The organism is Sandaracinobacteroides hominis, from assembly GCF_016464365.1.
Lineage (GTDB): Bacteria > Pseudomonadota > Alphaproteobacteria > Sphingomonadales > Sphingomonadaceae > Sandaracinobacteroides > Sandaracinobacteroides hominis.
The window spans coordinates 431,282-445,092 of sequence record NZ_JADCUC010000002.1 but is presented as its reverse complement, the minus strand read 5'-3'; the positions used below and the strand labels follow the sequence as shown (position 1 = coordinate 445,092).

At 63.8% G+C, this 13,811-nt stretch carries 14 protein-coding genes; 9 read left to right on the top strand and 5 right to left on the bottom strand.

Translation table 11 applies throughout. From position 1 onward, the window contains the following. Positions 1–279 precede the first annotated feature (279 nt). From IM784_RS06755 to IM784_RS06745, 3 genes are all read right to left on the bottom strand, one after another. Positions 280–1,053, bottom strand: coding sequence for a hypothetical protein (locus IM784_RS06755; protein WP_199554522.1), 774 nt, complete (start codon positions 1,051–1,053; stop codon positions 280–282). Positions 1,054–1,102: 49 nt separating this feature from the next. Further along, complete coding sequence (locus tag IM784_RS06750; RefSeq protein WP_199554521.1) at positions 1,103–1,408, bottom strand: hypothetical protein; 306 nt, start codon at positions 1,406–1,408, stop codon at positions 1,103–1,105. A gap of 80 nt (positions 1,409–1,488) precedes the next feature. After that, a complete protein-coding gene (locus IM784_RS06745) occupies positions 1,489–2,478 on the bottom strand; it encodes a cysteine synthase A (RefSeq protein ID WP_199554520.1) in 990 nt (329 codons plus the stop codon). Positions 2,479–2,541: 63 nt separating this feature from the next. Between IM784_RS06745 and IM784_RS06740 the strand changes: the two genes are divergently transcribed. Next, positions 2,542–4,083 (top strand): ABC transporter substrate-binding protein, encoded by a 1,542-nt coding sequence (locus tag IM784_RS06740; RefSeq protein WP_199554519.1) that lies wholly within the window; start codon positions 2,542–2,544, stop codon positions 4,081–4,083. Continuing rightward, positions 4,080–5,267 (top strand): acetyl-CoA C-acyltransferase, encoded by a 1,188-nt coding sequence (locus IM784_RS06735; protein ID WP_199554518.1) that lies wholly within the window; start codon positions 4,080–4,082, stop codon positions 5,265–5,267. Before IM784_RS06740 ends, IM784_RS06735 begins: the two co-directional genes overlap by 4 nt. Positions 5,268–5,550: 283 nt before the next feature. On the opposite strand, the gene IM784_RS06730 is transcribed toward IM784_RS06735, so the two are convergent. Both IM784_RS06730 and IM784_RS06725 read right to left on the bottom strand, forming a co-directional pair. Next, complete coding sequence (locus tag IM784_RS06730; protein WP_199554517.1) at positions 5,551–6,420, bottom strand: GTP pyrophosphokinase; 870 nt, start codon at positions 6,418–6,420, stop codon at positions 5,551–5,553. Positions 6,421–6,533: 113 nt separating this feature from the next. Further along, positions 6,534–7,409 carry a nucleoid-associated protein gene (locus IM784_RS06725; RefSeq protein ID WP_199554516.1) on the bottom strand — a complete coding sequence of 292 codons (876 nt, stop codon included), beginning with the start codon at positions 7,407–7,409 and terminating at the stop codon, positions 6,534–6,536. Between the two features lie 938 nt (positions 7,410–8,347). On the opposite strand from IM784_RS06725, the gene dnaN reads away from it, so the two are divergent. The 7 genes from dnaN (at position 8,348) to IM784_RS06690 (ending at position 13,808) form a co-directional block, all read left to right on the top strand. Continuing rightward, positions 8,348–9,472 (top strand): DNA polymerase III subunit beta, encoded by a 1,125-nt coding sequence (dnaN, locus tag IM784_RS06720; RefSeq protein ID WP_199554515.1) that lies wholly within the window; start codon positions 8,348–8,350, stop codon positions 9,470–9,472. Positions 9,473–9,492: 20 nt separating this feature from the next. Next, positions 9,493–9,957, top strand: coding sequence for a hypothetical protein (locus IM784_RS06715; protein ID WP_199554514.1), 465 nt, complete (start codon positions 9,493–9,495; stop codon positions 9,955–9,957). Beyond that, the gene (ribD, locus tag IM784_RS06710) at positions 9,954–10,922 is read left to right on the top strand and encodes a bifunctional diaminohydroxyphosphoribosylaminopyrimidine deaminase/5-amino-6-(5-phosphoribosylamino)uracil reductase RibD (protein ID WP_268920824.1); all 969 of its coding nucleotides are present in this window, start codon (positions 9,954–9,956) and stop codon (positions 10,920–10,922) included. The genes IM784_RS06715 and ribD overlap by 4 nt, the downstream gene beginning before the upstream one ends. Positions 10,923–10,932: 10 nt before the next feature. Next, on the top strand, positions 10,933–11,547 hold the full coding sequence (locus tag IM784_RS06705) for a riboflavin synthase (RefSeq protein WP_199554512.1): 615 nt from the start codon (positions 10,933–10,935) through the stop codon (positions 11,545–11,547). 48 nt (positions 11,548–11,595) lie between these two features. After that, positions 11,596–12,864, top strand: a complete 1,269-nt coding sequence (ribB, locus tag IM784_RS06700) for a 3,4-dihydroxy-2-butanone-4-phosphate synthase (protein ID WP_199554511.1) — start codon at positions 11,596–11,598, stop codon at positions 12,862–12,864. A 21-nt stretch (positions 12,865–12,885) separates the two neighbouring features. Next, positions 12,886–13,305 carry a 6,7-dimethyl-8-ribityllumazine synthase gene (locus IM784_RS06695; RefSeq protein WP_199554510.1) on the top strand — a complete coding sequence of 140 codons (420 nt, stop codon included), beginning with the start codon at positions 12,886–12,888 and terminating at the stop codon, positions 13,303–13,305. 77 nt (positions 13,306–13,382) lie between these two features. After that, entirely contained in the window at positions 13,383–13,808 is a 426-nt protein-coding gene (locus IM784_RS06690; RefSeq protein WP_199554509.1) for a hypothetical protein, read from the top strand. The last annotated feature ends 3 nt before the right edge of the window (positions 13,809–13,811 follow it).

Sequence of the window (13,811 nt, the reverse complement as noted above, 5' to 3'; positions counted from 1 at the left end):
GCTGGCCGCACACCAACCCTGTGGAAAAGGGATAGCATGGGCTTTCATGGGTATTCAATGGGATTTTATGGTCTGTTTCGGTTCGTTCGTCGCAAATTATTGAAAATGAAAGATTTTCTGAAACCCGAATTCTGACAGAAAAAATGCAAACAACTGTGGATAAGTTTGGGGGAAAAATGCGGGGCAACAGCTACAGCAACGGGCGGCCGGATGGAATCCTCCTTCCCTGCAATTGCCCGAGGAACCGGGGCAGCCCGCACGGTCCGGCCGCAGCTCGGCCTAAGGCAGCGGTTCCACCACCCGGAAGGCAAAGCGGCGCACGGCGCGCACATCGGCGCGATCCTCGGAGGCCAGGCGAAGATAATATCGCCCGTCCCCGTCCGGCACCTGCTGCAGATCCAGTGCAGAGCCGTCCACGAAGGTCACGCGGAGCAGTTTCGCCCCGCCCCAGTCGACGCCCGAGCCAGCGACAAAGCCGGTGGCGGACAGATCGTTGAGGATCTTCGCCACGACCACCGCCGCATCGGCGCCCAGCGGCTGCACCCCTTCCGCCGTCAGGCGCGCCACCGAAGCGACACCGGCTGGATCGATGCGCGGCGGCGCCAGATCCGACCAGGCCGACGGCCACAACGGCAGCGCCGGCGTCTGGGCCAGCGCCAGCCGCTCGCCATCGGGCAGCAGCCGCCCTTCGCCCGGCCAGAAGGCGGCCGCCTTCTCCCCGTCGCCCGTCTGCAGCCGGATTTCCAGCGGCATGCGGGCTTGCACCGGGGTGCCGCCGATCGGCTTTCCGCGCAGCGATTGAAGGCGATGCAGCGCGGCGGCGATCTTGCGCGCGTCGCCCGGCGCATCGGCGGCAGAGGCGACGACCCACGCGTCACCGCGCCGCACCAGAACCAGCTTCTCGTCCCCGCGCGACAGCTCGATACGGCGCACCGCATCGGCATCCAGGCCGGGCAGAACCGCCCGCGACTGCAATCGGTCGACCCCAAGCCAGACGCCGAACGCCAGCATCGGCGCCAGCAGCAGCGCCAGCACAAGGTGCCTGCTGTTCACGTTATGAGATCTCGCCGGGTCAGATGTCGCAGCGCCGGATGTCGCAGATTCAGATTTCGACCGGCTGGCTGCTTCCGGCGAACTGTCCCGATTGCGCACCGGTTCCATTCACAGGGCTTTCGGAGGCAGGCGGCTGCTCGGGTTGCACGGGCACGGCGGCTGGCGGAGCCGGCGCCTGCGCCGATTCCTTCTCGCTGTTGGGGGCTACGCCCAATTGTGAAAGCGGCTCACCGGGTTCCTTCACCTGCGCCACCGCCGCCTTGTCTGCAGGCGAGGGGGCAAACAGCAGCGAGGCTGCTGCCGTGATGAGGAACACGACGCCGAGACCTGTCAGGCCTGCTCGGATACGATCCATTGCGACAATTTAGGCACACTCAAACAAAATGTCGAGGGAAAAATTGGCAGTTCTTATGCCATTACCGTCGCTACCCCTGATTATTCCCGCCAGGCCGGAACCGGCAGCCCCTTCTGCTGCAGCCACTCCGGATTCCAGATCGTCGACAGATAGCGGCTGCCGCTGTCGCACAAAATGGTAACGATTCGCTTGCCCGGGCCCATTTCCGCTGCAAGCCGTTCTGCACCCGCCACATTGATCGCGCTCGAAAGCCCCAGGTGCAGCCCGTCGCGCTGCATCAGCTCGAACAGGATCGGCATCGCCTCGGCGTCGCTGATGCGAAAGGCGCGGTCAATTGGCGCACCCTCCAGATTCGCGGTCACCCGGCTCTGGCCAATGCCCTCGGCCACGCTGTTTCCCTCGGCCTTCAGCTCGCCATGGGTAAACCAGCTATAGAGCGAAGCCCCGTCCGGGTCGGCCAGCGCAATGGTGATATCCGGATTATATTCCTTCAGCCCCAGCCCCACTCCGGCCACGGTTCCGCCGGTGCCGGCTGCACAGATGAAGCCGTCCACCTTGCCTTCCAGCCCCTCCCAGATTTCCGGCGCGGTGGATTTGATATGCGCCAGCCGGTTGGCGATATTGTCGAACTGGTTCGCCCACACCGCCCCCAGCGTCTCCTCGGCAAGCCGCCGCGAGGTGTGCACATAATGGCCCGGATTCGCATAGGAAGTCGCCGGCACCAGCACCAGCTCGGCCCCCAGCGCCCGCAGCGCATCCTTCTTCTCCCGGCTCTGCGTCTCCGGCATCACGATGATGGTCCGATACCCCAGCGCCCCGCCGATCACCGCAAGCCCGATGCCGGTATTGCCCGCCGTCCCCTCCACGATCGTCCCGCCCGGCTTCAGCGCCCCCGATTCCTCCGCATCGCGGATGATCCACAGCGCCGCGCGATCCTTCACCGATCCGCCCGGGTTCATGAACTCGCATTTGCCGAAGATGTCACAGCCCGTCCGCTCGGAGGGCCCCTTCAACCGGACCAGCGGCGTACCGCCCACCAAACCGGAGATGTCGTTGGAAACTCGCGTCATGCCGCATCCATACCAGCCCCTTTGGAGCTTGCCAGCAAGCTTTGTTTGGGCAAACGAAACCCCATGCGCTTCGCCCGCCCCCTGCCATACGGCCTGCCCTACGGCGTACTTGTGGCAGCCGCCCTGCTGGCCGGCTGCAGGCCCGGCACCGCCGAAGAGCCGCCGCTCGCGGTCGATGCCGTGGGAGAAACCGCCGGCCGCGCCCTCGTCGCAGAGGCAGTCTCCGCCGGCCTCACCGCCCGCGACAGCGACGGCCAGCTCGTCCCCGGCCTCGCCCAGAGCTGGCGCGTCTCCGACGATGGCCTCTCCATCGTCTTCCGCCTCCGCCCCGCGCATTTCGTCGGCGGCCGCGACGTCACCGCCGCAGACGCCGTCTCCTCCATCCAGCGCGCCCGCAGCGGCCAGGCCGGCCCCGCCGCGCGCGACCTCCTCGCCGGCGTAACCGAGGTCAACGCCCCCCTCGAAAACGTCATCGAGATCCGCCTCTCCACCCCGCAGCCCGAAATCCTCGAGCTCCTCGCCCTGCCCCAGCTCTCCATCCGCCGCCGCGGCACCCGCGAAACCGCCGGCGCCTTCCTCGCCGGCCCCGAACCCGTGCCCCAAAGCGGCGAGCGCGCGCAGGTCCTCCCCGAAACCGACAAGGCCGCCATCCGCCTGCGCCGCAACCCGGAATATTTCGCCGCCGATCTCGTCGCCCTCAACGCCGCCACCGTCCGCCCCCTCTCCGCCGAAGCCGCCATCCAGCGCTTCAACCGCGGCGAAAGCGACCTCGTGCTCGGCGGCGGCATCGAAGGCCTCGGCACCGCCCGCGTCACCGCCCGCCGCGACGAGCTGCTCCTCGAACAACCCCGCGCCGCCCTCCTCCTCCTCGTCAACCACAAGCGCCCCCCGCTCGACAACAGGCAGGTCCGCCTCGCCCTGCAACTCGCGCTGAACCGCCAGGCCCTCGGCCAGAGCTTCTTCGGCACCCAGGCCGCCGCCCCCATCCGCGCCCTCTCCCCCGCCAACATCGCCGGCTACCAGCCACCCCAACCCGAATGGAGCGCGCTCCCCTTCGTCGCCCGCCAGGAACAGGCCCGCCGCCTGCTGATGGAGGCCGAGGCCGACACCCTCGCCCAGCGCCTCTCGCTCACCGTCGCCGTCACCGACAGCCCGGCCGACACCCGCCTTCTCGAACCCGTCGCCGCCGATTTCGCCGCCATCGGCATAGATCTGAAACTCGCCCGCCGCGATCCCGCCAGCCACCGCAAGGCCGTCGCCGCCGGCGATTTCGATCTCGCCCTCATCCGCCGCGACACCCCGATAGACAGCCCCCTCCCCTTCCTCCTCCCCAACCTCTGCAACCGCAACCGCCACGGCGTCTGCCTGCCAGAGGCCGACAAGCTCGTCGCCGACAGCTGGAAGGCCCCCACCCGCAGCGCCCGCCTCTCCGCCCTTGCAGCCGCCGAGAAACTCTGGGCAGAGGATGGCGCCGCCATCGGGCTCGTCCAGCCCATCGGCTGGTCACTGGTTTCCCGCCGCGTGGAGGGCTTCAAGCCCAACCCCACCGGCTCCCACGCCCTTCGCCACCTCTCTCTCAATCCAGCACGAAAGCTCCTGAAATGACCTCTCCTGCCGATATCGTCATCGTCTCCGCCCGCCGCACCGCCATGGGCGGCTTCCAGGGCGACCTGAAAGACGTCGCCGCCACCGATCTCGGCGCCGCCGCCCTCAAGGCCGCCGTAGCCGACGCCAACCTCGCCCCCACCGACGTCGAGCAGGTCGTCATGGGCTGCGTCCTCCCCGCCGGTCTCGGCCAGGCTCCCGCCCGTCAGGCAGCCCTCAAGGCCGGCCTCGATCTCGGCACCGCCGCCGTCACCCTCAACAAGATGTGCGGCTCCGGCATGAAGGCCGTGATGGACGCCCACGACGCCCTGAAGGCGGGCAGCGCCGACATCATCGCCGCCGGCGGCATGGAGAGCATGACCAACGCCCCCTACCTCCTGCCAAAGGCCCGCAGCGGCTACCGCATGGGCCACGGCCGCGTCATGGACCATATGTTCCTCGACGGCCTCGAAGACGCCTACGAACCCGGCCGCGCCATGGGCACCTTCGCCGACGAGACCGCCCGCGCCTACCAGTTCACCCGCGAGGCACAGGACGCCTACGCCCTCGAAAGCCTCTCCCGCGCCCAGTCCGCCATCGCCAACGGCAGCTTCGCCACCGAAATCACCCCCGTTGCCATCAAGGGTGCAAAAGGCGGCGTCGAAGTCACGATCGACGAACAACCCGGCAAGGCCCGCCCGGAAAAGATCCCCGGCCTGAAACCCGCCTTCTCGCCAGACGGCACCGTCACCGCCGCCAACGCCAGCTCCATCTCGGATGGCGCCGCAGCCCTGATCCTGATGCGCCGCGAAACCGCCGAAGCCCGCGGCCTAACCCCCATGGCAACAATCCTCGGCCACAGCGTCCACGCGCAAAAACCCGCCCTCTTCACCACCGCCCCCGTCCCCGCCATCCAGAAACTGCTCACCCGCCTCAACTGGACCACCGACAGCGTCGACCTCTTCGAGATCAACGAAGCCTTCGCCGTAGTCACGATGGTAGCCATGCAGGAACTCGGCATCGCCCACGCGAAAGTAAACGTAAACGGCGGCGCAACAGCGCTCGGCCACCCAATCGGAGCCTCCGGCGCCCGCATCCTCGTCACCCTGATCCACGCCCTCCAGAAACGCGGCGGCGGCAAAGGCATAGCCAGCCTCTGCATAGGCGGCGGCGAAGCCACAGCAGTGGCCCTACAGCTAGGCTAACCCACAAAAACCTCCCCTCCCCTCCCGGGCAGGGAGGGGCCGGGGCTGGGTCGAACCTCAACGCCAAACCGAACCCGCATCGATAACGCCAACCCAGCAGGGGGCGCCCCCCCTGCACCCCCGGCAGGGAAATGATTTCCCTGCACCCTCATGGATTGAGTGTGACCACCACCGCGTTGCCCGGTTCAAACTAAATGCATCGAGGTCTACAGTTTGTTGAAGCTCGGTCTGGGTAGATCGAAACTAGGCGATCATTTATTACCGGAGCCAAATTCTTAGACCTTTAATTTGTGCTCTCGCCAAGATCATTGAGGAGAGGTTCCATTTCACCTTCTGTAAGAGGCCAAGCGTCTAAGGCCCGGCGGGCGGAGCGGCTGGCCGCAAAGTATACCAAAAGCACCGAAGGCTGCGAGAAGATGGGGTTCTGCTCCGCGATGCGGGCCTTAATTCTCTCTGCGATGAACGTCTTTTCTTCGAGGAAGGCATCTAAATCAGCAACATAATTATCAGTAACGAAGTTCTCGTACGCACCGAGAAGCAATCCCTCCAGAATCGTAGGCTGCGGTTCAAGACCGATTTTATCTCGATATATGTCCGAAAGCGCGGAAGTCATACTTCGAACAGAAGTGAGTGCCGATTTGACCTCGGCTGAAACCTTCTCAAAGTAATCATTTGTAGCCTCCAACAGCGCCATCGCCTTAGCAGCGTTGCGATGCATGTGGTGCGTGGCTTCAATTTGCGGTTTGTAGATAGTGTCGTGAGTCAGTTCGCTATAGGCGTGCTGCAAAAGCGTCTTAATTTGGACTTCGCATGGCGTATTCGAGGGAATTTTGACACCATTCCACTCGACATCTTCTTTAGATCGAACCACAAAATGTACAGCAGCATAGTCAAATTTTAGAGGGTTCTGTTTTTGTTCCGCCTCATAATCACGATCCTTTGATAAAGTCCAGCCTTCGATTGAAGTGAGAGCCTGCTCCACCTTGCGGATGTCGCTGCCCAGCAGCACGACGAAACGAGTGCCAACCTTATCGGTGATGTCGCCGTATGGGTCTGCATAGCCCTTTCTGCGGTAGAAGGCTTTCTCAATAAGTTTTTGATTTTCCTTCACCCTAGGTGAAACAGCTGTCCGAAGAAAATAGCTTAACTCCATAGGCGCAATGATCGGTGCAAGGCGATGCTGTATCTCAGACGAGATGCAATTCCCCCACGCAAGGTGAAACGCCCTCTCGGCCGACCAGCGGTCAAGGAAGTCCGATTCCTTACTCATTCCTGACTCTGCAGCTCACCTCGGATAGTAATCTGAGTCCATTTTGCTCCCCTTTCACCATCAACGGTATCGACGGTGACCAGATCGCGGACGGCATCAGGGGGACCGACCAAAGTGATCGCTCTTGGAAACCGCAGCTTACGCCATTTGAGGACCCCGGTGAGTTCTCCTATATCCTTGGCAATAGCCTCCGTTGGAAACCGGAGCTGGCGCATGTGCTGCAAATAATCGTCGGACAGGTCACCCTGCATATATGTTTGTGCGAACACCGAAGTCTGAATCGTATTGCCACGATCTAGTTTCAGGTAGGAATACAATCCATTGTAGAGGTCGACCTTCTCATTTGGTGGAAGGTTAGCCCCCTTGATAAATGACTTCGTCTCTTCAAAAAACTTCTTTACTTGCTGAGCAGCGTTCCGCGGGATGTCGAGTCCCAAAAAGTTGCTGTAGAAGTATGTGGCCGCGTTGTCGCGCTGCGAAGCCGTCATAGCACTGTCGTAAACCACAGCGCGCCACCCGCCGGGCAGTGCTGGGCGAGGATTAACGCCGTCGCTTACAAAAAGTCCGATTTTATAAAGCTTGGTTTTTGGACTTAGAAACAAGTCATTGACAAATTGGGCCTGAAGATCATTCGTTTTGATGAAGCCCTCGTGAAGTTCTGCCTTCATTAAGCCGAAGAATGTCGTGGCCGGATTTCCAAGAGTGCCATCGAATACAACCATTAGGCCGCCCGGTATCTGCCGTGACGTCTGGGCATTTGCTAACGCATCGGCAAAGACCTGTGAGCGTTGCGCAAAGTCATGCCCGGGAACGCCGACGATGGCGGCGCCCAGTTCAATAGCGCTACCAGCACCATGCTCACGGATGGACATGTCCATGCATTGGGCATTGGTCTTGAAGGCGGCAACGACGCGACTCCTGAAGGCCGCCATTGCGTTGTCGTTGAGTTCTAGGAGGCCGCGACCATAGCTAGGCCTAATTTGCGGCCCCGCGTCGGGTCGACGGTGAACTTCGTGAAGGCACACTCGCCCAATAGTCACATTCTCCAAAGGCATACCATTTCCCCCCTGCTGCCTTTCATAGCGTTAACGGGTAATGATCTGTGATCAGTCGACTTGGCAAGAGAAATGGCAGGCAATCCGACTATATTCGGAGGCGGATCATCATATATGCACCCTCCAAGTCGAACACAGGCATGAATGTGTGCATTCGTTAATGCACATGCCTGTGTCTTGGACGGTTCCTCGGAATTCTCGAATTGTGGAAGGGCGAGTTCTTGATTGGGTTTTGACCCTAGGTCGGCGGAGTCAGATATCCCAAGCAACTGAGTACAACCCCTGTCCTACACGCCCACCCCATGCCAAAACCCGCAACATGCACCGCCAACCCCACGCCAAAAATTCCCTGTCCTACACACAGCTTCCCCACTACGCGCGCGCACCCGTACGCACGACACGGTGGGAAGTTTGGGAACTTTGCCCCGGCAACTCTCCAACCGGCCACCCTTCCCCGCCGAACGCAGCTTCCGCCCCGCGCCCGCAAAACCGCGCCACAGCTTCGAAAAGGGTGAAAACGCGCCCGGCAAATCCCCCGCGCGCTCCAATTCCAGCTCAGCCGAAGGAAATCTCCAACACGGATTTCGCCCAACTCGCTGAAACAAAACGAAATAGGATTGTTCCACGTGGAACAATCCGCGCATGTCCGCGAAAATCCCGCCTCCGCCTTCGCCCCAAGAATCCCCGCTTCCCGTCCCCCCGCGCTCCTGTATAGAGATACCGCAAACAACTCTCGTCCGAGGAATCTGGTACGCATGAAATTGGTCGTCGAACGCGCCACACTGCTGAAGGCGCTTGGCCATGTGCAATCCGTGGTAGAGCGGCGGAACACCATTCCGATCCTCTCCAACGTGCTGATTTCGGCAGACGGCCAGTCGATGAAGCTGATGGCGACCGATCTGGATCTCCAGATCGTGGAGGAGGCCCCCGCCACCGTCGAAATGGCCGGCGCCACCACGGTTTCCGCCCACACCCTGTTCGATATCGTCCGCAAGATCCCGGATGGCGCACAGGTCACCCTCGATGCCACCGGCGCCAAGATGGCCGTCACCGCCGGCCGCGCCCGCTTCCAGCTGCAGACCCTCCCGCGTGAGGATTTCCCGGTCATCGGCGAAAGCGACCTCCCCGTCCGCTTCAGCCTCCCCGCCGAAACGCTGGTGACCTTGATCGATAAAACCCGCTTCGCCATCTCCACCGAAGAAACCCGTTACTATCTGAACGGCATCTTCTTCCACGCCCCCGCCCAGGGCGCGCAAGGCGCCCCCGGCGGCACGCTCCGCGCCGTCGCGACAGACGGCCACCGCCTCGCCCGCGTCGAAATCCCGCTGCCCGAAGGCGCAGACGGCATGCCCGACATCATCGTCCCCCGGAAATGCGTGGCCGAAGTCCGCAAGCTCCTCGACGAGCGCGGCGGCGACGTCGAAATCCGCCTCAGCCAGTCGAAGATCCGCTTCGCCGTCGGCCAGGCCGTCCTCACCTCCAAGCTGATCGACGGCACCTTCCCCGATTACAGCCGCGTGATCCCCACCGCCAACGACAAGCTGCTGAAGATCGATCCGGCAACGCTCGCAGAGGGCGTCGACCGCGTGACGGCCATCGCCAGCGAAAAGACCCGCGCCGTCAAGCTCAGCCTCGATCGCGATCGGGTCACGCTCTCCGTCACCAGCCCGGAAAACGGCACCGCCAGCGAGGATGTCCCCGCTGACTATGCCGCCGCCGGCTTCGACGTCGGCTTCAACAGCCGCTACCTGCTCGATATCCTCGGCCAGGTTGAAGGCGACCTGGTCGAAGTCCATATGGCAGATGCAGCCGCCCCCACCCTCATCCGCGAGAGCGAGGATTCAGAAGCGCTCTACGTGCTGATGCCGATGCGGGTCTGACGCACCCGCCGGAGTCACGCATGCCCATCAAGAAGCCCAAGCAGGTCAACCTCCCCAGCCCCTTCGCCAAACAGGAGCTCAGCGAAGACGACGACGCCCGCCGCCGCGCCATCCTGATGAAGCGCGAGCTGGAAATGGCCGACGGCTTCAGCTGGAACGAACCGCAACCCAACCTCTACCGACGCTTCCGCGCCCAGCCGCTGTACAAGAAACTCTTCGCCCTGGGCTCCATCGGCATGGGCGCGGCCATCGTCAGCGCCTTCCTGATCGCCATGGACAGCGGCATCAGCATCCCCGAACGCATCATCTACATGGAAAGCTGGAAGGGCACCCGCACCTCCGCCGACGCGATCGCCGACCGCGAGGAACGAATGGACGAATTGCGCGCCCGGGTCGAGGCCAACAACCGCGCCTATGAAGCGCAACAGGCCCGCCAGCGCGCCCTGGAGGCCGAACGCAAAGCAGCCCAGCAGGCCTCAAGCTGACGGACGATGCCCGCTGGATGGCGGCAGCGCTTGCGCTAGCCCGCCGGGGCCGGGGCCGAACCGGCGCCAACCCCAATGTCGGCTGCCTGCTGGTAAAGGATGGCCGGGTAATCGGCCGGGGCTGGACCCAGGACGGCGGCCGCCCCCACGCCGAAGCCACGGCACTCGCAGCAATCGATGCGACCGGCGCCACAGCCTATGTAACGCTGGAACCCTGCGCCCACGAAAGCCCCCGCGGCCCGGCCTGCGCCGACACCCTGATAGCCGCAGGAATCGCCCGCTGCGTGGTGGCGATGGAAGACCCGGATCCCCGCACCACCGGTAAGGGAATCGCCCGCCTCAACGCCGCCGGCATCGAAGTCACCGAAAACGTCCTGACCGCTGAAGCAAAACGCGAACTCGCAGGCTTCACCGCCCGCCTCGCCAAAGGCCGCCCCGAACTCACCCTGAAACTGGCCCTGTCGCTCGACGGTCGCCTCGCCATGGCGGACGGCCGCAGCCAGTGGATCACCGGCGAACCCGCCCGCTTCTACGCCCACCAGCTCCGCGCCGAATCCGATCTTGTGATAGTCGGCGGCGGCACGCTGCGCGGCGACGCCCCGGCACTCACCAACCGCCTCCCCGGCAGCACCTCCCCGCAACCGCTCCGCGCCATCCTCACCAGCGGCCAAGTACCGGCGGGCTTCCATGCCATCCCAACCCTCGAAGCCCTCGACAGCTTCGCCACCGAACGAGGCGTAAACCGCATCCTCTGCGAAGGCGGCGGCGCCCTGGCCTCCAGCCTCCTCGCCGCCAACCGCGTCGACCGGCTCGTCATCCTCCGTGCGCCCATCCTGATCGGCCACGGGATAGGCCTGGAAGGTCTGAACCCGGCAACGCTCGCCGACACCCACGGATGGTGGGAAACCGAAGAGCGGCGCGCCCTCGGAATCGACCAGCTTGAGGTCTATCGGTTCACAGGCTAGGCCCTCCCCCATGTTCACCGGAATCATCACCGACATCGGCGAAATCGCGGAAATCCAGCAACGTCCCGGCGAAGATCTGCGGGCAGTCATCCGCACCGGCTATGATCTTTCCGGCGTGGCGCTGGGGGCTTCGATTGCCTGCTCGGGCGTTTGCCTGACGGTCACATCAAAATCCGCCGACAGCTTTTCGGTCGATATTTCCGGCGAAACTGTCAGCCGCACGGCCTCCGCCCATTGGGCTGCGGGCGCGCGCCTGAACCTGGAACGCTCGCTGAAGGTTGGCGACGAGCTTGGCGGGCATATCGTTACCGGCCACGTCGACGGCGTGGGGCGGATCGAGGCGATGGATGCTGTCGATGGTTCCACCCATATCGCCATCCGCGCACCGGCGGCGCTGGCGCCGATGATCGCGCCCAAGGGCTCGATTTCCGTCGACGGCATTTCGCTCACGGTGAACGGGGTGGAAGACCAGCCCGGCGGCGATGCCATTTTCCATCTGAACATCATCCCGCATACCGCCCAGAACACCACGCTGGGATCGTCGAAGGCAGGCGATGAGGTGAACCTCGAAATCGATGTGCTGGCGCGCTATCTGGATCGGATGCAGCAGGCGCGCACAGCCTGATGTGATTCACAGCTTGTTTCTCACATTGTGATGTGAGAAACCGCCGAAATGGCACAGCAACTCCTTGACCGCATCCGCGACCATCTGGCCGACACCGGGCTCTCCCGCTCGGGCCTTGCCAAGGCCGCCGGCCTTCATGCCAACACGCTTCGCGATCTGGACCAGCCCGGCTGGAACCCGACGGCGGATACGCTCTCCAAGCTGGAGTCGCTGCTCAACGGCTCCGGCCCCAGCCCGCTGGTGCCGATCGAGGAGATCATCGCCGAGGCGCGCAACGGCCGCATGTATATCCTCGTCGACGACGAGGACCGGGAGAATGAGGGCGACCTCATCATTCCCGGCCAGATGGCAACGCCAGACGCGATCAACTTCATGGCCACCCATGGCCGCGGCCTGATCTGCCTGTCGCTCACCCGCTCCCGCGTCGAGCAGCTGGGCCTGCCGCTGATGTCGCAATCCAACCGCACCCGGCATGAAACCGCCTTCACCGTCTCCATCGAGGCGAAGGAGGGCGTCACCACCGGCATTTCCGCGGCTGACCGCGCCCGCACCGTCGCCGTCGCCATCGACGCCTCGAAAGGGGCCGAGCAGATCGTTACACCCGGCCATGTCTTTCCGCTGGTTGCCCGCGATGGCGGAGTGCTGGTGCGCGCCGGCCACACCGAGGCCGCCGTCGATGTCTCGCGCCTTGCCGGGCTCAATCCCTCCGGCGTGATCTGCGAGATCATGAACGAGGATGGCACCATGGCCCGCCTCGAAGACCTGATCCCGTTTGCGAAGCAGCACGGAATGAAGATCGGCACCATCCGCGACCTCATCGCCTATCGGATGCGCCACGATCATCTGGTGCAGAAGATCGCCGAGGTGGAGGTGGAAAGCGAGATCGGCGGCCGCTGGACGGCGATGACCTATGCCAACACCGCCGACTATGCCGAGCATATCGTGCTGCAAAAGGGGCGCATCACCGCCGACAAGCCGGTGCTGGTGCGCGTGCATGTGCAATCGATGTTCACCGATCTCTTCGCCGAAGCGGGCGGTCGTTCCGGGCTGATCCAGCGGGCGATGGAGGCGATTTCCGGCGAAGGCGCCGGCATCCTGATCGTGATCCGCGACGCCCGGCCCGATGCCATTTCGCAGCAGATGAAGGCGAAGGGCCAGGGCGAGCCCTTCACCGTGCGCGACTATGGCGTGGGGGCGCAGATCCTTGTCGATCTCGGAGTCACCGAGATGGAGCTTCTCACCACCTCGCATCGTTCCTATGTCGGGCTGGAGGGCTATGGCCTGAAAGTCATCGGCGAGCGGCCGCTGCAGAGCTGAAATCCCAACTGAAAGCTGAACATGGCCAAAGTCCTGATCGTCGGCGCCGGTTTCTATCGCCATATCTATGACCTGCAGCTCGCCGGCGCCCGTGCCGCGATCGAGGCCGCCGGCCATCATCATGATCTGGTGGAGGTGCCCGGCGCGCTGGAAATCCCGGCTGCCGTCGCGCTGGCCGCCGAATCCGGGCGCTATGACGCCTATGTGGCGCTGGGCTGTGTGATCCGCGGCGAGACCTACCATTTCGAAGTTGTCTCCAACGAAAGCGCACGCGCCATCATGGCGTTGACCCTGGATGGATTGCCCATCGGCAACGGCATCCTCACGGTGGAGAATGAGGAGCAGGCGCTGGTTCGGGCCGATCCGGCGCGCAAGAACAAGGCAGGCGAAGCGGTTGCTGCGGCGCTGGCGATGCTGGACCTGAAGCAGAAGTTCGGCTGAGGCTTGCGCAAAGGTCAGCCCCGGTTCATTCCGGTTAGGGTTTTTGTGCGGCTATACCGATGGTGAGGAGTTGGGCGATGCAGTGGGCGGCAGCAGGGCTGATGGCGATGGCGCCGCTGGCCTTCATGGCGATGGAGGTTCCGGCCTTCGCGCAGGATAGCTATCGTTCGCGGACGGTGGTGGTGTTCGGCAACGACGCCTGTCCCGTCGCCTCCAACCCGGATGAAATCATCGTCTGCGCCCGGCGCCCCGAGGAAGAGCGCTATCGCATTCCGAAGGAACTGCGCGAGCAGGAGCGGGCGGCGACGATTGCCCGGCAGGATCAGGTTGGCGAGAACCGCACGGCTTTGGCGAGCGGCCGGGCGGTGGCGACCGGGACCGGCAGCTGCTCGGCGGTCGGTGCTGGTGGAGCCAGCGGATGTACGCGCGGGCTGGATATTGTGGGCGGGGCCAGGACTGTTGTGCAGGGGGTGCAGACAGCGACGGACCCGGTGGATGACTGACGC